Annotated in this window: 20 protein-coding genes; 2 read left to right on the forward strand and 18 right to left on the reverse strand. The window is 44.2% G+C overall.

What is annotated here, in order from left to right; translation table 11 throughout:
- Window positions 1–53 precede the first annotated feature (53 nt).
- Genes G589_RS0108265 through G589_RS0108285 form a run of 5 tightly spaced genes read right to left on the reverse strand, consistent with a single transcriptional unit; the run spans window position 54 to window position 5,178 of the window.
- Complete coding sequence (locus tag G589_RS0108265) at window positions 54–1,724, reverse strand: zinc ribbon domain-containing protein (protein ID WP_026521776.1); 1,671 nt, start codon at window positions 1,722–1,724, stop codon at window positions 54–56.
- Window positions 1,725–1,762: 38 nt separating this feature from the next.
- On the reverse strand, window positions 1,763–2,629 hold the full coding sequence (gene nudC / locus G589_RS0108270; protein ID WP_026521777.1) for an NAD(+) diphosphatase: 867 nt from the start codon (window positions 2,627–2,629) through the stop codon (window positions 1,763–1,765).
- Between the two features lie 12 nt (window positions 2,630–2,641).
- A complete protein-coding gene (locus tag G589_RS0108275; RefSeq protein WP_026521778.1) occupies window positions 2,642–3,514 on the reverse strand; it encodes a hypothetical protein in 873 nt (290 codons plus the stop codon).
- 32 nt (window positions 3,515–3,546) lie between these two features.
- Window positions 3,547–4,245: a metallophosphoesterase gene (locus G589_RS0108280; protein WP_026521779.1), complete on the reverse strand. Its 699-nt coding sequence runs from the start codon at window positions 4,243–4,245 to the stop codon at window positions 3,547–3,549.
- 15 nt (window positions 4,246–4,260) lie between these two features.
- A complete protein-coding gene (locus tag G589_RS0108285; protein WP_026521780.1) occupies window positions 4,261–5,178 on the reverse strand; it encodes a magnesium transporter CorA family protein in 918 nt (305 codons plus the stop codon).
- Between the two features lie 68 nt (window positions 5,179–5,246).
- Between G589_RS0108285 and G589_RS0108290 the strand changes: the two genes are divergently transcribed.
- A complete protein-coding gene (locus tag G589_RS0108290; protein WP_026521781.1) occupies window positions 5,247–6,272 on the forward strand; it encodes a CPBP family intramembrane glutamic endopeptidase in 1,026 nt (341 codons plus the stop codon).
- On the opposite strand, the gene G589_RS0108295 is transcribed toward G589_RS0108290, so the two are convergent.
- From G589_RS0108295 to G589_RS0108335, 9 genes are all read right to left on the reverse strand, one after another.
- Complete coding sequence (locus tag G589_RS0108295; RefSeq protein ID WP_026521782.1) at window positions 6,269–7,924, reverse strand: alpha-glucosidase; 1,656 nt, start codon at window positions 7,922–7,924, stop codon at window positions 6,269–6,271. The genes G589_RS0108290 and G589_RS0108295 overlap by 4 nt on opposite strands.
- Window positions 7,896–9,344 carry a glycosyltransferase gene (locus tag G589_RS19325; protein WP_051192266.1) on the reverse strand — a complete coding sequence of 483 codons (1,449 nt, stop codon included), beginning with the start codon at window positions 9,342–9,344 and terminating at the stop codon, window positions 7,896–7,898. The genes G589_RS0108295 and G589_RS19325 overlap by 29 nt, the downstream gene beginning before the upstream one ends.
- 1 nt (window position 9,345) lies before the next feature.
- Window positions 9,346–9,645: a hypothetical protein gene (locus G589_RS0108305; protein WP_026521783.1), complete on the reverse strand. Its 300-nt coding sequence runs from the start codon at window positions 9,643–9,645 to the stop codon at window positions 9,346–9,348.
- Between the two features lie 35 nt (window positions 9,646–9,680).
- Entirely contained in the window at window positions 9,681–10,499 is an 819-nt protein-coding gene (locus G589_RS0108310; RefSeq protein ID WP_026521784.1) for a response regulator, read from the reverse strand.
- On the reverse strand, window positions 10,496–11,011 hold the full coding sequence (locus G589_RS0108315) for a hypothetical protein (protein WP_026521785.1): 516 nt from the start codon (window positions 11,009–11,011) through the stop codon (window positions 10,496–10,498). The genes G589_RS0108310 and G589_RS0108315 overlap by 4 nt, the downstream gene beginning before the upstream one ends.
- Window positions 11,012–11,024: 13 nt before the next feature.
- The gene (locus G589_RS0108320; protein ID WP_026521786.1) at window positions 11,025–11,435 is read right to left on the reverse strand and encodes an ATP-binding protein; all 411 of its coding nucleotides are present in this window, start codon (window positions 11,433–11,435) and stop codon (window positions 11,025–11,027) included.
- A 69-nt stretch (window positions 11,436–11,504) separates the two neighbouring features.
- Window positions 11,505–11,801, reverse strand: coding sequence for an STAS domain-containing protein (locus G589_RS0108325; RefSeq protein WP_026521787.1), 297 nt, complete (start codon window positions 11,799–11,801; stop codon window positions 11,505–11,507).
- A 25-nt stretch (window positions 11,802–11,826) separates the two neighbouring features.
- A complete protein-coding gene (locus G589_RS0108330) occupies window positions 11,827–13,038 on the reverse strand; it encodes a hypothetical protein (RefSeq protein ID WP_026521788.1) in 1,212 nt (403 codons plus the stop codon).
- 71 nt (window positions 13,039–13,109) lie between these two features.
- Entirely contained in the window at window positions 13,110–15,833 is a 2,724-nt protein-coding gene (locus tag G589_RS0108335) for an InlB B-repeat-containing protein (protein WP_026521789.1), read from the reverse strand.
- 119 nt (window positions 15,834–15,952) lie between these two features.
- Between G589_RS0108335 and G589_RS0108340 the strand changes: the two genes are divergently transcribed.
- Window positions 15,953–16,717 (forward strand): hypothetical protein, encoded by a 765-nt coding sequence (locus tag G589_RS0108340; RefSeq protein WP_026521790.1) that lies wholly within the window; start codon window positions 15,953–15,955, stop codon window positions 16,715–16,717.
- Here G589_RS0108340 and G589_RS0108345 read toward each other — a convergent pair.
- From G589_RS0108345 to G589_RS0108360, 4 genes are all read right to left on the reverse strand, one after another.
- Entirely contained in the window at window positions 16,714–17,244 is a 531-nt protein-coding gene (locus G589_RS0108345; RefSeq protein WP_026521791.1) for a hypothetical protein, read from the reverse strand. The two genes, G589_RS0108340 and G589_RS0108345, sit on opposite strands and share 4 nt — an antisense overlap.
- A 107-nt stretch (window positions 17,245–17,351) precedes the next feature.
- Window positions 17,352–17,939: an ANTAR domain-containing response regulator gene (locus tag G589_RS0108350; protein WP_026521792.1), complete on the reverse strand. Its 588-nt coding sequence runs from the start codon at window positions 17,937–17,939 to the stop codon at window positions 17,352–17,354.
- A gap of 13 nt (window positions 17,940–17,952) precedes the next feature.
- A complete protein-coding gene (locus G589_RS0108355; protein ID WP_026521793.1) occupies window positions 17,953–19,128 on the reverse strand; it encodes a glutamine synthetase family protein in 1,176 nt (391 codons plus the stop codon).
- A gap of 9 nt (window positions 19,129–19,137) precedes the next feature.
- Window positions 19,138–20,352: an LL-diaminopimelate aminotransferase gene (locus G589_RS0108360; protein WP_026521794.1), complete on the reverse strand. Its 1,215-nt coding sequence runs from the start codon at window positions 20,350–20,352 to the stop codon at window positions 19,138–19,140.
- Window positions 20,353–20,363 lie beyond the last annotated feature (11 nt).

Consider the following 20,363-nt stretch of genomic DNA (forward strand, 5'->3'; position numbering starts at 1 on the left):
GATATTTTTTGGAAACAGATTCTGACATTCTGTTTATAAATTTTAGAATTTGATTAGTTTGAGAGCTCTACAAAACGTCCAAAAACCAAAATATGATTATAACCTTCACGACTTTTTTCCTTATACCCCACAAAATCATCGTATCTGTAGCTTGTATAAGGCTCGGCGCAATCCGTAGCAAACTCAAGTATATCGCCGTCTGCAGATGCCCCATAGCAACATCCGTCCTCTGATATAAAGAAACATCTCTGGGTATAGGAATCCCACAGAAGAGAAATCGTTCCCTTTTTAGTCACCTTTCCAAATACAGCGCTCTTACTGCCGGTTATCATATCTACCATATAGACCTGTTCTTCATTACTGTCGTAATACCACAGAACAGATCCGTCATCATTTATGGCATATCCGCCGGGATATCCTTCGCCAATGGGATTTATGGTAGTTATATTGCCATCAAAGTCCACAATATTATATGAAAGCGCATTCCCATCATAATAAACGCAGATATCCTTATCCTCCAACCTGTTTACCAGAAGCGCTCCATAGGTATCATCATCAACATACACGGTCTCCATATTGTCTTTTAACATATAAAGGCCATCAGTGTTCTCAATCATAGCCCCGGTAAGGGTCTTAGAGGCATACAGGTACTTATTCACATGCTTTGGTGATACTCTCTGCCTTTTTCCGGCAATGCGAAGGCTCAAAGCCTGGCCGTCTACCAGCATTTTGGGCTCATCCATCCCGGGTTCAAAGCAGTATACACCATTTTCTCTTTCATATAAGAAGAAACTGCAATCCCTGTTAAAATGCATGGAGACAACAAAATCATCCGCCAACTGCACGATATTGCCATCATCCCAGCAAAGCAAAGTCCTGTTTCCATCCATATAAGTACTGTAAACGATCATCTTTCCATCATCGGAAACAGCATAGATTTCGTCCACATCCCCCGTCAGAACCGCAGGCTTTAAGCCCCATCCGCTGATAGTAAGGAGCTTTTTGTTATAATCAAGCTCGTCATGCTTGATGTACGCAATATATTCACCGCTGGGAGACATGACCATTTCTGTGGTATCTGTTTCCTCAACTTTATATTCATCACCTGTTTCAACATCATATAAGTAGAGATATTTATTAAATTTCTGATCTATTATTTTGTAAAAGACATAATCCCCGCTGTAGGAAAGTCCTGCATCGTATACGTTCTCTGCCAGCGGAACCGTATTCAGATCCGGAGTTATGTAAAGGCAGATTTTTCTTGAATCGTAGAGCACACCGGCACTTTGGGCCTCATTGACGTAAAAATCTCCAACCCTTGATTCTCCGTCATAAATCCCTGTAATCACTCCACCCTGATCATTGTAAATGATCTCATCAACCATCATGAGCTTATCGCCGGGTTCTCCCAATGCACTTAGGCCTTGGAATTCTTCCTCCTCTGTCTCTTCATCCTCCTCATCCTGAACTTCCACAGCATTCATCTCAGACTTAAACTGCTTTTCCACAATCATATATTTAATAATCTGAGGCAGGATATACGCAGTAACCAATAATCCCAGCAAAACAAATAGAGCCGCCAAAAGTAGCACGACTCCTTTTCTCTGTTTAGGCACAGTTTCTGTAATCTCTACGATCTCATCTTTAGGCACGATAAAGAAACCACACACGTTGCAGTATCTGGCTCCGGGTTCAATTTCATTTCCACAGTTGCTGCATTTCATCCGGTAGTCCCCTCATCGCATCATTACAAGCATTACTATCAAACAGTCCCCTGATAGCCCTTATCCTTAAACAGCTTCATCATCTCATTGGTCAGGCTGTAATCCATGGGCTGCAGAACTATCTCCTCAGGAGCATTCCACTCAGCATATTTCAGCTCCTGATTATCCATCTTTATCTCTTTATCCCCTGTCACATCACAAAAAAATCCCGCCAAAATGTCACTGGCAATGCCCCAGGGCTGTGACTTGTAATACCTGATATTGGCAACCTCAAGGCCCACTTCCTCCATAACTTCACGCTTAACGGTTTCTTCCAGAGTCTCTCCGATCTCCGTAAATCCCGCCACCAACGCATTGTGACCAAATCCGGTCCTGTACTTGGTGAGGATCAGCCTGTTGCTCTCCTTATCTGTGACCCCGATTATAACTGCCGGATTTATCCTCGGATATATCTTGTTTCCGCACTTAGGGCATACTCTTGCCCTCTCGGCCTTGTCATTTTCATTTTTCGCGCCACATTTTCCGCAGAACCTTGTGACATCGTACCATTCCGCGAGCTGATACGCTGTGAATGCCGCATACACATATTGTTTCGGGGAAAAGAGCTTACTCCTTACCTCCGCAAAGCCGGCAAAAGCAAACTTCTCCTCATCGAAAGAAATTGAATCCACTTCGCCAAGATACATGAAAAACTTCTCTTCACCTATCCCGAAGATGTATACAAGTTCCTCTAAATTAGTACCCGTTATCTCCGGAAGGCGCGGATATGCCATCTCTCCGGTCTCTTCATTTAAATGTAGTAAAATGTCTTTTCCCTTAAAAACAACAATAAGACTCTCATCATCCGCCTTAATTGCCGGGTCATAGTGGTTATTTAGCTGCATCGGACTGATATCCTGAATCATATATGTACCTCTTTAATCAAAATCTGCGTAATCATCGGAATCTTCACGCTCGTCATGTTCCTGCCTTCTTCCGCCGTCAGCCTTCTTTTTCTTGATAATATGATAAATCTGGCGTCCGTGATGCAGCGCAAACACTGCGATCAGCAGGAACACATGGGTATAGAACACGCCAACTATATAGTAATTTCGCTCCAGCAGATATCCGGCGCTAAATCCAAAAAAGCTAAGGCCTCCAGAAATCGCCAGCCCCAGCACCAGGAGCGGCGTTCTTACTATAGTTCTCTTCATTGCCGCGATAAAATCCATGAAGGATGCATCAAAATAGACAAAGCGACCGACCATAAGCCCCAGATAGTACATCATTACGGGGGCGTACTCGCTCTCATCACCGATAACATTAAGATACAACAGTACTATGATCGCGTAGAACATACCCAGCATCCTGACAGACGCAATCTGGTCTCTTGTAAGGCCTTTGACAGGTATGATGAATTTATCAAGCAGCGAATTCAGCACACAGGAGAGGCAGATCATAAGAAGAAGCACAAAGTCCTTCCAGTTCTCCCATGCGTAGAGAAAGGTTCCCAAAAGTCCCGGCTGATATGATCCGTGGTACAGGTTGTACACGTGGTTTAGCACCACATAAGCACAGGCAAAAGACATAACGGAAGTAGCGGAGATTATCAGCTCGTAAAAGTACTCAGACATGCGGTAGTAATTGTCTTTTCTGCGTCTGTCCGCCCCTTTTCCCTTGCCCGGCTCTGCTATCTTGTTCCATGCCAGGATCAAAAGATTTCCAACTACTATGGCCAAAACCGCCACAATAAAGAAGATCAGCTTCTTGGGCCACGTAAAATCAGGATTCATATAAGCTTCAATTGTCATTTCAAATCACGTCCTTTATATAGAAGATATACTTAGTCCATAACCTTCATGGGCTTAAATTTCAGATAATCCCCGGAAACCAGGCTGTACTTGACACCGCCTACCTTCCCCAAAAGGCTGTCATGGAATCTCTCCTCCCCGTGACAGTGGGCATAAATCACCTGCTCCACCCCGTAGGCCGATGCCATAAAGGTAAACCGGCTTGTCTTTTCCCCGATTCCGGTGGGCGGATAGTGCAAAAACATCACAAATTTCTCGAATCCGTCGGCTCTTGCTGCCTCAAAGGACTCTTTTAACCGCTTTGCCTCACGCTCAACCAGCATGGCAGCATGTTCGCGGGTATCAAATCCCTCATAGCAATAGCCCTTGGTGCCAACTATTGCGTAATCCCCGTAGGGGAAGTAGTTGTTCTGTAAAAAGAAAAGTCGCCCCTTGTACATTTCATTGAGGCGATTTGTCTTTTTTGCCTGCCAGAAGGTGTCGTGGTTGCCCCTTATAAGCACCTTTTTCCCGGGAAGGTTTTCAATAAACTGAAGGTCCAACTGGCAGTCTTCAAGCCTTCTGCCCCAGGTGTGGTCACCAACAAGGACCAGGGTATCGTCGTCTGTTATAAGCTTGTTACAGTTCTTTTCTATCTGCTTGTCATGATTTCTCCAGACCTTGCCAAAGATGTCCATGTTTTTGTCGGACTGGAAGGACAGATGCAGATCTCCCAGGGCATATAAAGCCATCAGGTTTCTCCTTTATCAGAGTATCTTCTTGACCTTGAAGAAAGTAAGGCTTCCAACAACAATGAGAATACTCAGGACAATAACTATCGGATATCCGAGCTGAGATTCCAGCTCAGGCATGTATTTAAAGTTCATTCCATACCAGCCAACGATGAGGGTCAGGGGCATGAAAATTGTGGTAACCACGGTAAGCACAGTCATGATGCGGTTCTGACGCACATCGAGCTGTGACTGGTAGAGGTCGTTCAGCTGAATGGTGTAGTCACGAAGGTGAGTGGCTGTATTGTAGAGTCTGTCCACACGGCCCGAGAACATGCTAAAGTATCTGAGGTTCTCCTCTTTAAAGAAGCCGTTCTCATTCTCCTCAAACTCCTGAGCAAGGTCCAGCAGCTGCTCATAATGGATACGAAGGTCTCGTATATCGCCTCGAAGCTCGTTGTTTCGCTGTATCTGAGCTTCCTCAGCGTCATTCATTATCTGTTTCTCAATCTGATCAAGCTCCAGCTCGTATTTTTGCATTATCTGGAGATCATTATGGATTATGAGTTCCAAAAAGTCATATAAAAAGCGCTCAAGACATGGCTTTTTCCATTTCTTGAATCTCTGGATCTTCTTGATTATGTTAAGTACAGTTTCTCCCCGATCGATAAAGACAATTCCGGTTTCATCCAGAACATAAGAGAATCTCTGCAGTTCTGACGCCCCTGAGGATTGTGTGGGAATCACAAAGGTTCCTGTCAGTGAATCGTAGTTAACCTCTGCCTTGGTGGTCATGACCTCGTCATTGTTGAGGTCAAAGTCAATGCCCATGTCGAAGTTTTCACTCTCACTTGCCCACTGTTCCGGAGTAAGTACGGCCACAAATGCGGAATCAGCATCGTGACACTGTTCTGCGCTGCATTCCTCCAGTATGTTTCTTATTAAAAAATACATCCCGTTCTTCCCCTTTCATACACATATACTTTATAATAGCATAATATGGAGAAAAAGGAGGTCAAAGTATGAATGAAGTAGCAGCAAAGAAGGTTTACTCAAGATTCGGATTCAGTTATACCGCCCTCTATCTTGTATATGTGGCGTTCATAGCTCTTTTTCTGCTGATAAGCAACGTTGCATTTTCTGAGGGTGCACTTAGCGGACAAACTCAGATGATCATCTATTTCCTGATCAGATTTGTCATTATATATCCGCTGATGTTCCTAGCTATCAGTAAGCTTCCCAAGTTTGAGATAAAGAAAAACAAACTCGGAGTCGGGGGATTTATTGCCTGCGTATTCATAACTTACTTTGTTATGGTAGCAGCCAACGTAGTCGGAATGGTACTTAACTCCCTTATAGGTGGCGCCACGGGGAATGGTGCTGTCAATCCTCTTATGGATGTAGTGGAAAATATGTCACCGGTCATGATGGTACTATTTGCAGCGATCATTGCACCAATATGGGAAGAGCTGCTGTTTAGGAAATTTCTCATCGACAGGGTAATAAACTACGGCGAAGTAACAGCAATGCTGATGTCCGGAGTTATGTTCGGACTCTATCACGGGAACCTCGCGCAGTGTTCCTACGCATTTGCAATAGGATGCTTTTTCGCCTTCATTTACATGAGAACAGGCAAGATTGGCTATTCCATCGCAATACACATGATAGTCAACGGATTTAGTACCTATTTGAGCAAGTTTATGCTTAGCGGAGTCAACATCTCTGAGATGCAGGGATATCTTCTAAACGGAGATACTGAAGGCTATATGAATTTTATTCAGGAAAATTTGGCTGCTCTGGCAGGCATGGCTACTGTGGGATTATTTGTTATCGTAGCTGTTTTCGCAGGCCTGATCCTGACAGCACTGCTGCATAAGAAATTTGTGTTTGAATACCACGAAGAAGAGATTGAGAAAGGCAAAAGATTTAAAACTGCCGTCCTCAATCCCGGAATGATAGTGTATTTTATCTACTGGATCGGAACAATCATCCTGACCCAGCTTGGTATCAGCTTTGTAAATACATTTTTGGCAAAGCTTGGCGGTTAATACTTATAGACCCTCGCTTCGTAGGGTTTAAGCCAATTGTCCTTAAGAGGTTCATCGGAGTAGTTGCAAAGAACCATCTCTCCGGTGCATCCCTTGTAGGAATCAGGGATCCTCATCCTGTGCGGAAGCCTTGAAAATGAGCACACTATAAGATATCGCTCGTTATTTAGAACTCTCTCATAGGTATAGAGTTCCTTGTGTTTAGGGAAGTACTCGTTGTACTTGCCGTATATAAGTGTTTCAGAGCTCTTTCTGAGGGCGATGCAGCGTCTGTAGAAGTTTAAGATGCTGTCATCGTCCTTTTCTTCTGCAGCAACATTTACCTTCTTATAGTTGGAATTTACAAAAAACCAGGGTTCTACTGTGGAAAATCCTGCGTGTGGACTGTCATCCCATTGCATAGGTGTCCTTGAGGAGTCTCTGCTGGAGACATGGATCCTCTGAAGTCTCTTTTCTACGCTCTCCTTTAGATGATAAGTGTTGTAATTGGTCTTGCTGGAAACATCCACGTACTGATCAATTGAGGTCAGCCTGATGTTCATCATACCGATCTCCTGCCCCTGATAGATAAAAGGCGTTCCCTGCTGGAAAAGATATGAAACAGCCAGCATAGTTCCGCTCTCGCGCCAGTGATGCTCGCTTCCGTAGCGGCTGATGATCCTTGGATGATCGTGGTTCTCGATATAGAGCGCATTCCAGCCCTTTCCATCAAGAGCTTTCTGCCACTTGGTAAAGGCTTTCTTTAGTTTGACCAGAGAAAATGGTCTGTGCATGTACTCTGTGAAGAAACAGTCAGCCATCATATGGTCAAATGAGAACATCATGTCGAGGGACTTTGTTGGTCCTGTTAAATAATTAAGTGCAGATTTAACAGTTGTCATTGGCCCTTCGCCAAGCTGGAAACAATCATACTCATCACAGACTTTTCTGAATTCTGCAAGGTACTCATGGATGTGAGGACCGTCTTTGTAGTGAGACATTCCTTTTGCTGCCGGCAAAAATGGCAGACCATTTGGAAGACCCTCTTTTTTGGAAATGAAGTTGATGACATCCTCTCTGAAACCATCAACACCCATATCCAGCCAAAACTTCATTATAGATTTAACTTCTTCCCTGACCTTAGGATTATCCATGTTCAGGTCGGGTTGCTTCTTGGCAAAAATATGCAGATAATACTGTCCTCTTACCTTGTCATACTCCCAGGCTTCGCCCTCAAAAAGGCTGTCCCAGTTGTTAGGCTTATCGCGCCAGATATAGTAATCGCTGTAGGGATTGTCCTTACCCTTGCGACTCTCTATAAACCAGGGATGTTCATCTGAAGTGTGGTTGACCACCAGGTCCATTATTACCTTAAGTCCCAGTTCATGCGCTCTTGTCAGAACCTTCTTAAACTGATCCAGATCGCCGTATTCCGGATGAATATTCTTGTAGTCTGAAATATCGTAGCCAAAATCGGCGTTGGGAGAAGGATAAATCGGCGAAAACCAGATTCCGTCCACACCCAAGCTCTTTATATAATCAAGCTTGTCGTATACGCCGTACAGGTCTCCGATACCGTCTCCGTTACCATCAGCAAAGCTCCTTATCCATATCTGATAGAAGCTCATTCTCTTATACCAGTCTCTATTCCTGACCTCTGTCGATGAATTCATCGATCTTCTCCCTTATTTCCTGAAGTCCATCCCGAATCTCACTTTTTACATCGTGAAGTCCGTCATGAATCCCATCTCTTACATCGTAAAGTCCATCTCTGACTTCACGAACCTCGTCTTTAAATTCTGCAAAGTTCTCTCTCATACCCTCCTGAATACTTCTGGAGGTGTTAAATATCTCTCCTGTTCCGCTTATTATCTTGGATGCAGAATCAAGAAGGAGCTCAGTTCCGGACCATTTCTTTCTTGGAAGTGTGCCGTCTCTGAACATCTTTAGGATCTCATCATACCGGTTTCTTGCATCCCTGACGCTTTCATCCCAGGAAATGTAGATCTCATCCATTGCGTTTTGACCGACCTGAGCCAGGTGAGATAGGTCTTTTGACGCCTCTTCCAGTAATGCAGCCATGGAATGAGGATCTTCCTCGATGATAAAGCCGTTTCTGTCATGGGTTATACCCTCGGCAGCGCAGGAATCCTTGATCAGGACACTTGCAAGTCCGCAAGCTGCAGCTTCTCTTACAACAATTCCATTGGTGTCATAGACAGAGGGGAACAAAAACAGATCAGCCCTGGTGTTCCAGGCTCTTAGTTTGTCTCTCTCGTGAATGGGACCTGTAAAAATAACATTGTCCGAGATGCCATATTCGCGAACCTTTTCCTGCATCTCTTCCGCATCAGCTCCGCCTCCCACAAATACCATGCGATATTTTATGTCTTTATCCGACAGCTCTTTCAGCGCATCAATGATAAGGGGAATTCCCTTATATTTCATGATTCTTCCCACGAAAAGAAATACCGGAACTCCCTCAGGGAGATCGAAGCCGGCAGTAGTCTCTTTTACCAGCGCATCACTTGTCTTTCCTTTCTGGAAATCCACACCGTTGGAAACAACACGGTATTCACCTTCATAGCCAAGGGACCTCAGATTCTCTCCGGCGCCTTTTGATACAACCCAGACATCGTCGCAGGCAGAGATATTGGATACCATAGCTTTTATGGTCTCCTTCTTAAGAAAGCCCTCGCCCACTGCCCTGGCAATATCAACATCAAATTTGGTGTGGTAAGTAAAGACAATCGGCACATCCAGCTCTTTTTGAAGAACTCTTGCCATGATTGTAGAAGAAGCCGGACAGTGAGTGTGTATTATCTCCGGCTTAAAGTCCGAGAGCCTGCTCACTCCGCTTACAGAAAGCGGATTTCCTGTCCTGTAGCCCTTAACAAGATCTGTGGTATCTACACTAGAATAGGCTACCACCTCGTAGGGGTAGCCTGTATAATCAACATCCGGGTAGCGCGGAGTTCCGACAATCACCTGATCACCCAGGTTTTCAGTCATTATCCTCGCATAATTCATTACAACATTTGCAACTCCGTCTATGATAGGCGGAAAAGAGTCATTTAAAAGACAAACTCTCACCTTATTTTCCCTCCAGATCAGCCACTCTCACAGGTTCTCCGTTAAGAAGGATGTATCCCTTTGGAAGTTTGGACGCATCAGCCATTGAAGTATAATGATTCTTCTCATGCTTATGAGGCATTGTACCGGAATCATTTCTTGGAGACTTCTTGTTGTAGGTCTCATATACATTGGCCGGCTTGTGCTGATGGGGCATAGCGCCGGGGTTACTAGTATTTATCTTATTAAACTTTTTCTTCCTGCCTATGATCACAACAGCGATGATCACTACATATACGGCTAAACTTAATAAGCCTTCCATCTCTTATCCTCCCTGCGCCTTCAAAATCCATGCAGTTACTTCATGGCATCTTCTTCAAGGTCGTAGCTTATCTCATCCAGCTCAGCATGATAGAATTCAGACCAGCTGTACTGGTTCATGTAATCACCCATGTATTTGTATTTCGAATCGTTGCCGTTATCAAGCCAGTCATAGAGATCGCACTCTATCCTGTCCTTGGCAATAGCCATGCTTCCGCGCTGCTTTAAAAGGATACCGTCAAGTTTCAGCTTATTAAAGGTGTTCTGAAGATCCTGACGGAGATTGCAGAGGTATGAAAGCTTCTTCTCGGGATCGCCGTCATCCTCCCACAAGGAAGCGATGATCTCGCCGTTTGTGGTCTGGGCTCCTCTATTGTTGATAAGAAGCGCCACAATCTCTTTTGTCCTCTTATACTTAAATTCTACCGGCTGTCCGTCAACGAAAAACTCGAAGTTACCAAAGGTCTGGGCAAAAACTCTCTTGAATTTCTTGCGCATCTCAGGATAGCGCAGAGATTCAAGCTCGCCCTTAACATCCTTGTCGTTTCCGGGTTTTTTCAGGTATCCACTGGCATGAAGCTTCATAGCCTCATACGCATAGTTGGTATCCTCAGTGAGGTATATTAAGTTGACATAAGGATTAAGCTCTTTTAGATATCTTCCAAGATCTATTCCTGAAAGCTCCGGCATTTCCACTTCGAGAAAAGCCACATCTATTTCTTCCTCACGAGCCTTGGCAAGAGCTGCCAGAGATTCGTCGTAAAAATAACATGTGGTATCAGGCAAAGCCTTTGCCAGGATATTCTTAATCTTTTTTAAGGAGGTATTGTCGTCATCTACTGCCAGAATTGTCACTGTGCACCTCCTGAAGGAAATGAAACTGATTTAACCTTCTGGTTCTTGCGCTGCTGAGCAGTCATGTGAAGAGGATCAGCCTCTCCAACCACCAGAGTGTCTCCATCATTAAGAGCAGCATCATGAAGCGGGCCACAGTTCATGTCGGCCAGCACCAGTGCTGCGAATCTGTCATAATTATCGTCGTCGATAACCGGGAAATGGTACTTCATACGATACCAGTGCTCCGGATCGTAACCTGTTCCTCCGATATAGAGCCTGTCGGCTGTATCAGCAACCTCGTCCACCCCCGCTTTATCGCCGGGCTCAAGACCTGCTTCTTCGCAAAAGAGAACGCCGTAAGCCTTTAAGATTCTGTCTCTTACGGTCTCATCGCTTCCGCTCTTATTCTTCCTTCCGGTCGGAGTATCCATGACTTGATAATAGAATTCTTTGGCTTCATCACTCTCGTCAAAGTGAACTATCGCATCATAAAACAGCTTAGGATCAAGATCTTTTGCAATCGATGCCATTTTTTATCCCCCTTTATGCCCAAGAGTAACCCATGCTAAAGATATTTTTGTTATCCTTTCTTTCATAGGCTGTCTTGTCCATACTTTTTTTCACGATAAATATACCCAATCCGCCAATCTCTCTTTCCTCAGCGGACAAGGTTACATCCGGATCCTCTTTTGCCAAAGGATTGTAGGGGATTCCCTCATCGGTAAAAGTAATCGTTACATACTGATTTCCAGAGTCAACATCCACCTCAATCTTGCAGTTGCCTTCTTTGCCTTCATAGGCATAGCTTGCAACGTTGACGAAGATCTCCTCCACAGCAACATCAATCTGCATCATGCCCTTCATGGAACATTCGGCTTTTTCAAGCTCCTCATCCACAAATGAAAGGACCTGAGGCAGGTTATCGACTTTTGCATCTAATACGATTTCTTTCATATCGTTATCCTATTAAGAAATAGGCAAAAGACATAAACATGCCTTTTGCCTGTACCATATGCAACAAAATTATTCGATTGTAAGAATATCTACGAAACCTGTTACTTCAAAGATCTCGTTGATCTCCTCGCTAACGTTCTTAATAACCATGCTCCCCTGCTTATTCATGGTCTTCTGAGCTGAAAGCAGCACTCTGAGTCCGGCAGATGAGATGTACTCAAGATCAGTAAAATCGAACTCAAGCTTCTCTACTCCGTCAAGGCCCCCCTTAAGCTCATCATCAAGCTGCGGTGCAGTTGTAGTATCAAGCCTTCCTGCTAAAGAAATAATGAGATCCTTTCCATTTGCTACTTTGTTAATTGTCATTGTGCTATTTCTCCTCTCTTGAAACTCATGAATTGAGCCCATATACCATTGTAATATCTATTCTATCACCTTTTACGCCAACAAGTACGTCCTTGGCAAGACTTGCAACGATAGATTTTTCAAGCTCATCCCAAGCCTCTTTTGCACTGGGATCATTCTCCTGATCGTTTCCAAGTGACTCCCTGTAGTCGCTCAGTGACCACATAACTCCGGGATCGGAGCTACCTTCCATGATACCATAAATACCCATAGAGCCAAAGCTCACATATCCGGTTCCGTACTGCTGCTGAAGCTTCATAACCTCAGAGTAGTTCAAAAGTCCGTTCTCAACGACATCGCCGATCTTGCTCATAAAGCCTTTAACAGCGCTGTTGTCTCTGTCTGAAGCCACCTGGATCAGGTCTTTCTTCTTGCCTGCATCCATTAAAGTCTTCGCTGTAAGCTTAAGGCAGCATACGTTCTTGTATTTCTCAAACCAGAGCTCTGCCCTGAAGTCTGCTGTCATTGCCTTGAGCATTCCAATAGTCTCTTCAAACAAAAGCTTTAAGTGCATTGCATCCTTGGCGGATACATCAAGCTCTTCGATAAGTTCGTCTGCTCTTGCGTATACCTTGCCTTCATCGATCTTTTTGCTGTCAACAAAGGTAAAGTCGCTCTTTGCAACAGGAACTCTTGATCCGATAGCTCCCAGAGCCTCTGAGAAGTCCTTGGTAACTATCATCTCGATATTGTCCTTGCCAACGCCGACTTCGATATCATCTGCAAGGTTGGCTACCAGTGATCTTTCAAGATCATCCCAGGCTTCCTGAGAATATTTATCCTCTTCCTTCCTGCGTCTTAACTCTTCCTGATAGTCCTTCAGTGACCACTTTGATGTGGTTGGAGCATTTACTACAAAGAGTGATCTGAGCTTTCCAAAGAACCCCTGCTCAACCTTGTTCTCTCCTGTTGATGATACGGAGATCAGCTCGTCCTCTTTGCTCTTATCCATATGGTTCTCGGCTGTGAGGTAGATCTTGGTTACCCTTGAGTTACCCTCAAGCCAGAAATTCATGATTCCATAACCTATAATTGATTTGGCCAGACGAAGCACTTCTTCTGAGAGAAGCCTAAGTCTTAAGGCATCCTTGCCCTTTATCCCTGTATCAAAGATGTAGTTCTCAACAACTTCCTGAGCCACGTCCATCTTAGACTCAAGATTGGCAATTTTAATCTGCTCTGATTGAACGAAACGCATTTCCCCCTCCTCTTAACATGGATACTTACTATAAATTGTACATCTCTTTTCGCAATTCTGCCACACTTAAATCATGCTCTTCCTGGTCTGTTTGCCCTTCTTGCTCTTCTCTTATATTTTACAAGATTTACGAAGCAGATTATCGCAAGAATAAATGAAATAAATGCCACTATAACAATTCTGAGTACAAGCTTGTTTACATTTATTGCTTCATAAGCAATAGCATATTCTGAGAATCTGTCGGTTCTGAATGTGATTGTATCAGGGTCATTTCCTACATCTTCAAGAATATCAACCACGCCGTTGTGATTTCTTATCACGAAGAACTTTCTGCCGTCCTTTTTGTACTGCTCAGGGATTGGTACTACTACTTCGAGATCTGTCTTTGTCTGGTTGATCACTGTGGTTGTACCATTGCTGGTCTTCATGATGAGGAAGTCAAAGTAGCTTACCGGCTTATAACCGATCTTTTTCTGCATAAGCTCTTTTGTTCCCTTATCAACGGTATCTGTATTCTCAGTAATGTCGATATTGAAGGAAATAGGAGTTCCTGTAAGAACCTGGTATTTTTCCTCCGATGTAAGAGTCTCAGCAATTACATCTTCAAAATTCACAAGTGTCGGCTGGCTGTAATAAAGCTGAACTGCTGTCTCCTGCTGATCTGCAGCATATGTGTTATTTACTGTGATCTGAAGAGTTCCGTCCTCAAATGCCTCTCTGAGCATCGGAAGTACAGCGTCATCCTCGATGAGAATTCTAAGAGTAGTCTCATCCATGTTGTGCTTTGCCATTACGCTGCTTGATATAGCTTCTGAAGTATCTGCCATAGCTTCAGCTTCTGTAGCTTCGGTGTATACATCCTCTGCATGCTGCTCATCATCAAGAACCTCTACCTGCTCAGGAATCTTCTCCTCAACAACCTTCTGCTCTGTAACAGCTCCTTCTGCAGCTGTCTTTTCGTTGAATTCAGTCTTTTTCTGAGCCCCTGCTACAGCCGGATTATTGTCTGAGTTCTTCTTGGTGGTCTGGCCGGTTGTATTTGATTTCTTGGGAGCTTCCGGAATCTTCTCAAAGCTTGCTGTTATGCTGTGCCCACCTCTTACATTGTTGAAGGTGTAGCTTGTAACAGCACCGATGTTCTTGCCATCTACCATAACTGCAGTGATCCTGTATCCTGCCTGAGCCATGATGTTGTAAGTTACACTGCTTCCCTCTGGGATGTTGAAATCACCGCTTGGAGAGATTGTTCCGCCTGTAGTTGCAATTCCTGCAGTTACCCTGTAGGTTGTTGTGTTTATCTTCATGAAGTTGGCAACTACGTTGAGATCGCCCTTGATATGATCAATTACATACTTATCATCTTTTGAAACTATCTGGCTGTTAACGCTCCATCCTACAAACTGATATCCGTCATAAGCCTTTGCTCGAAGTGCTACCTTATCACCCTTGTTGTAGGTTCCGGCGCCTTCGTACTTACCTGTATCCTGAGGATATACGGACACGTTAACTGTGCACTTTTCACGATTGAAAACAGCTGTTATGTTTCTGTCTGTTGTAATATTGTTAAGCTCGATTGAAGAAGCGGTGCTGATGGTCTTGTTGTCCTCAACAAATCCTGCAAAGCTGTATCCGTTGTTAGCCTTGGCTGTTATGGTCATTTTTCCGCCGTATGGTACGCTCTGGCTTGCTGTGATTGTTCCGCCGTCTCCGTTGTTAACTCCTGTTCTTATGTAGCAGGACTGTCTCTCAAACTTGGCAACAAAGGTGTGATCTGAAGTTATATTGTTGATGGTTGTCTGTCCGGTGCTGGAAATAAGATTTCCGCCCTCGTACCAACCTTTGAATACGTAGTTGTTATTAGGTGAAGCTGAAATTGTACAGTTTCCGCCATCTCTTACTGCTCCGCCTCCGGCAATTGCTCCGCCCTCGGCAGGGTCTGCCTTGATGCTGATAACATGATCAACAGTTGCTACTGTTATGACTCCTCTGTCTGATTTTGAAGGATCCTGAGCGGATGTAGCTACTACTGTGAAAGAAGATGCTGTCTCATTGGGACTTACATATACTGTTCCGCTTCCGTCAACAGTTGTTCCGGTACTCTGGTTTCCTGCCAAAGACCAGATTACGGAAGGATCATAATTATTTCCACCACTTACATTTGCATCGAAGTCAAAGCTCTTTCCTGTAGGAACTGTTGCTGATGCAGGAACTACATCAACGCTTGTGATATATGGTGCAGCGTCAACAACTGTGATTGTTACGTCAACAATTGCTGTATGGTGTCTTCTATAATCGTTCTCTGAAAAGAATGTATATCTTGCTGTATATGTTCCGGGCTTAAGTCCTTCGTTTGGAGCTACAGAGAAAAGAATTGAATCCTGAGGCTTCATAACATTGGTTGGAGATATAGATCCAACATCAAATGCTGTGTATGGATCAACTTCTTCCCAGGTAAGAGGGAAAGTTGTGGTTCCAATATTAACGATCGCAAACTGTCTTGCATAAACCACATCACCCTGATTTACCTTGCCGAAATTGACGCTTGGAGTGTAGCAGACAAGGTTATAGTCAAAAGGATCCGGCTGTACAGGATCGGGATCCGGATTCGGGTCAGGATTCTGATCAGGACTTGGATCAGGATCTGCTACAAATCCCGTATCCTCCTGCTCAAATGTCTCATTCTGATCTTCTTCAGCAAAGACCTTTACGATCTGTACTGCTGTTGCGCTTGTCAGTACAAAACAGATAGTTAAGAGCACTGCACAAACTTTCAATAAAATCTCGCTTTTCTTCATAATTCCCACCTCTTCATTTAATCTGTTATTTTCATGATTTACTTTATTCTACTAAAGGCTCTATCACAGTTTTGTCACACTGTGGTAAGATAATGAAAAAGAGCTTTCGGAGTCTTAACATGTATATAAGTGTCAAAAAACACATTCTATCTAAAGCAATAATGTCCGTAGCCGTGATCAAGCTGATTGCCGCCGTCGTTGAAGGAGTATTACGCTTTTTCATCCAAAGGGCCAATACCTCAAGTCCCGATATGCTGGACCTTAAGCTCTGGCACAGCCAGCTTGCGATTTCTTTGGTTCAAATTTTAATAACGGCAGTTATTTTCTATGTTACCTGGGACAGACTCAATCGCTATGTAAGCGTTGTTCCCCCGGAAGATCGCAGAAGTATGGGCGATCTTCAGAAGGAAGTTTTTGGCGATAACATCGCTTCTTTGTCTGTTTCTTCCGTAAACAGGCTTCTTCAGCTTTGGGCCGTTATTTTCGTAGGAGCTGAGCTCATCTATCTGTTTACATCCATAATGTACAGAAGATTCATCGGAATGCTCATGGATGCCCTATCCTCAGGCGAAGGCATGACCGATGGTACTTTTATCATGCTCTACAACATGACTCACGGCTTTAAATACCTGGAGATCCTTTCCGCCATACTTCTCGGAGTGGTAATGACAGGTATCTTTTTAAATGACCGCTATATCAAGCTGGGGTCGCTGGCAATTCTTTTGCTGTTTCTTGTTTCTTTTGGGGCCATCCAGATGCAGACTGTATATCTGATGGGAAGAGAGATCGGCATAGTGTGGACATCCCTTATCTATCACATAACTGAAACCTTGGGACTGTTCCTTCTTTCACTCTACCTGTCTATAAGATATAAAGGGCTTTAAGCGCCCTGTATCCCCTGTTCTTTTTCCATAGTCAATTTCTTTATCATTTTTGCTGAACGCAATATACCAACCAGCATTATTATTACCGTCACATCAACCATAAATGCTGCTATAGTTGTGTCATCAAGGCTGAAATTCGACAGATCTCCGACCTGCCCACCATATCCCAATAAATTGATTATGCCGAATATCAACAAAACGACCGTCACCCAGAGATATCCTCGTTTTTTACTTCCACTGCTTGCTCTTATAGCTCCAAGTCCTACATAGAGATGCAAAAGAACTACAGCAACAGCAGCAATACCAATAAGGGTGAAATAAAATGCTTCGAAAAACACCAAAGCTTCCGGCTCTATTTCATAAGTGTCAACGATTTTTTTGACGGATAATTCCCCTACAAAAACGCTCATAACAACCTTGATGGCTGACCATATTCCAAAAAGGATATAGCCACCCCCCGAAGTAGAGAGCTCTTTTTTATAGCGCCTTAGTGAGACGTCAATAGCACTGTTTTCTGCCGTTAGCAATTTTATTTCTCCCCTGCGGTTGTTTTTGACAATAAAATTTTAACACAGTTAATGCACCAAACTTGCAGTTTAGAATAAATTAAGAAATGGACGCCCTCGAAATGTCTTCATTCAAGGTCGTCCATTATTCTCTCCGCCGCTCTGCGCCTGGATATTCCCTCGTTCATAGCCTCACTTCCGATAAATCTGTGGGCTTCATCCTCGGTCATACCCTTCTTTTCGATCAAAAGAACTTTTGCACGGCTTATTATCTTAACTTCCTCCAGCTTTTCTTTTGCCTGGGAAATCTCTTTTGAAAGCTTCTGCAGCTTATTCTGCACAGAAATCAGGTATCTTATGGATTTATTCAAAAGACCTCTCTGAAAAGGCTTCTGAATAGCCAAAACCCCGACGTCTGTGACTCTCTCCAGCACATCTCCATATATATCCGGCGTGGTTACGATCAGAACGCTGATGTTGGTGTCCTCAGCAATGTCCAGAGCCAGATCAATTCCGGAATCATCCGGCAGAGGCGTATTTATCACGACAATGTCGTAGTACCTCTCTAAGATGTTTCTCCTGGCCGAACTTGCGCTCCTAAGAAAGTCCACCGTCATGTAGTCCCCTTCAGGGAGCGACCTTTTCACCACCGGGTCAAACTGCTCCGACCCTGATACCACTAATATGGAGTGTTGAAAGTCATCCTTTCTCGGCATAACAATCCTCCAATCAGTGGCCCATATACGCTCCTATCAGGTCTTCAGGTACAAATTCTTTTACGAAATCGCTCTTACTTGCAAGCTCTTCAGCTTCCTTCTTGGACTTTGGCAAAAGAAGCCCTTCCTCATTGGTCTTCTCCGACAATTCCATACGATTTTTGATGCCGTAAAGCCCTGCCCTTATCAGCAGTGCATACACTAAATAGGGGTTACTCAGCGCATCCGGTGATCGCAGCTCCACGTGGGTTCTGCCCTTGTAGGTCTCAACAAACATAAGCTCGGATTCTCCGGCATCTGACCAGTTTACTTTATCAGGAGCCATGTTATTTCCAAGTCTTGCGTAGGATTCATTACTGGGATTCAGGAAAAGAGTGATCTCTCTTATCTTTTCCATGATTCCTGCCGCAGCAAAGCCCGCCACATCATTGCCGTCCTTATCAACGGCATAAATGTTGATGTGATAACCGTTTCCGGGCTTTCCGGGAAGTGGTACCGGCGAAAAATCCGACACCAGTCCGTATCTGTCAGCTATGGTACTTACCACCATCTTGAAGGTTGTCATCTGATCTGCAGCCTTTAAGGGCTTTCCATAGTGGAAATCTATCTCGTTCTGTCCCGGTCCATGCTCGTGATGGCTTCTCTCAGGAGTAAGCCCCATCTTTTCTATAGTCAGGCATATCTCACGCCTTATGTTCTCGCACCTGTCAGCCGGAGCAATGTCCATGTAGCCTGCAGTATCATAAGGAATCCTGGTGGGATTTCCGTTTTCATCCTTGTTAAAGAGGTAAAACTCCGTCTCAGAACCGAACCTGAACTCAATTCCGGCTTCCTTGGCAGCATCGACAGCCTTTTTGAGGACATTTCTGGTGGATGATAAAATCTCCTCTCCATCAGCGGTATAAACATCGCAGAACATACGCAGCACTCGTCCGCTGTCAGGTCTCCATGGAAGAACCGCCAGCGTTGAAGGATCCGGCTTTAAGTACAGCTTGGCATAAGGGCTTCCTCTGAATCCCGCAATCTCCTTGGCACTTATGGGTGCTCCGTCCTCAAAGGCCTTCTTGAGCTCCCCCGGCATTACCGAAATATTTTTCTGCACGCCAAAAGCATCGCAAAATGCAAGCCTTATAAACTTGGCATCTTCCTCCTCAACGTACTTAAGAACATCTTCTACTGTGTACTGCATGAGTCCTCCTTAAAGCTTCTTTATTCTCTCTATTGCCTCTAATGTATTCTCTCTGCTTCCAAAGGCTGTAAGCCTGAAATAATGCTCACCGTGAGGTCCAAAGCCCGATCCGGGTGTTCCTACAACGTTAGCTTTTGTCAGGAGATGATCAAAGAATTCCCAGCTGGTCATGTTATCCGGCGTATGGAGCCAGATGTAAGGCGCATTTACACCGCCTGATACCTCGTATCCGGCGCTCTTTAAACCGTCGTAGATGTATCTCGCATTCTCCATATAGTATGCAATCTGGGTCTTTATCTGCGCTCTTCCCTCTTCTGAATATACAGCTTCTCCTGCCTTCTGCACAATATAGGGTGCTCCGTTATACTTGGTTCCGTGCCTTCTTGCCCAGAGGTCCCAAAGCTTAACGCCGCCTGCCTCGAGCTCTTTTGGAATAACGGTAAATCCGAGCCTTAAGCCAGTGAAACCTGCGGTCTTGGAAAAAGACCTGAACTCGATAGCGCAGGTTTTTGATCCCTCGCACTCATAGATGCTGTGTGGAACGTCTCCTTCCGAAATATATGCTTCATAGGCTGCATCATAGAGAATGATGGCCTTGTTCTTGTTTGCATAATCAACCCAGGCCTGAAGCTGATCCTTTTTGATCACAGCTCCTGTAGGGTTGTTTGGAAAGCACAGGTAGATAAGGTCCGGAGTCTCATCAGGGAACTCGGGAACGAAGCCATTATCTGCTGTACATGGCATGTATACTACATCTTTGTAGCTCTGTGCGATCTCATCATAGATTCCTGTCCTTCCGGCCATAACGTTTGAATCCACATAAACCGGGTAAACAGGATCGCAGACAGCAACCTTGTTATCAAGGCTGAATATCTCCTGAATATTGGAGCAGTCGCACTTTGCGCCGTCGGAAACGAATATCTCATCAGGAGAAATATCACATCCCCTGCCCTTAAAATCAACCTCGGAAATCTTTTCTCTAAGGAAGCTGTAGCCCAGATCAGGCGCATATCCCTTAAAAGTCTCAGCGCTTCCCATCTCATCAACCGCGCTATGAAGTGCCTTTATAATGGCAGGTGCAATGGGCTGTGTCACATCACCGATTCCCAATCTTATCACCTTAACCTCAGGGTTTTTATCCTGGAAGTCCCTTACCTTTTTCCCAATTGTGGAAAAAAGGTAATTTCCGGGTAATTTTAAATAATTCTCATTAGCTTTAACCATTGTATTTATCT

Source organism: Butyrivibrio sp. VCB2001 (genome assembly GCF_000423965.1).
Taxonomy (GTDB): domain Bacteria; phylum Bacillota; class Clostridia; order Lachnospirales; family Lachnospiraceae; genus Butyrivibrio.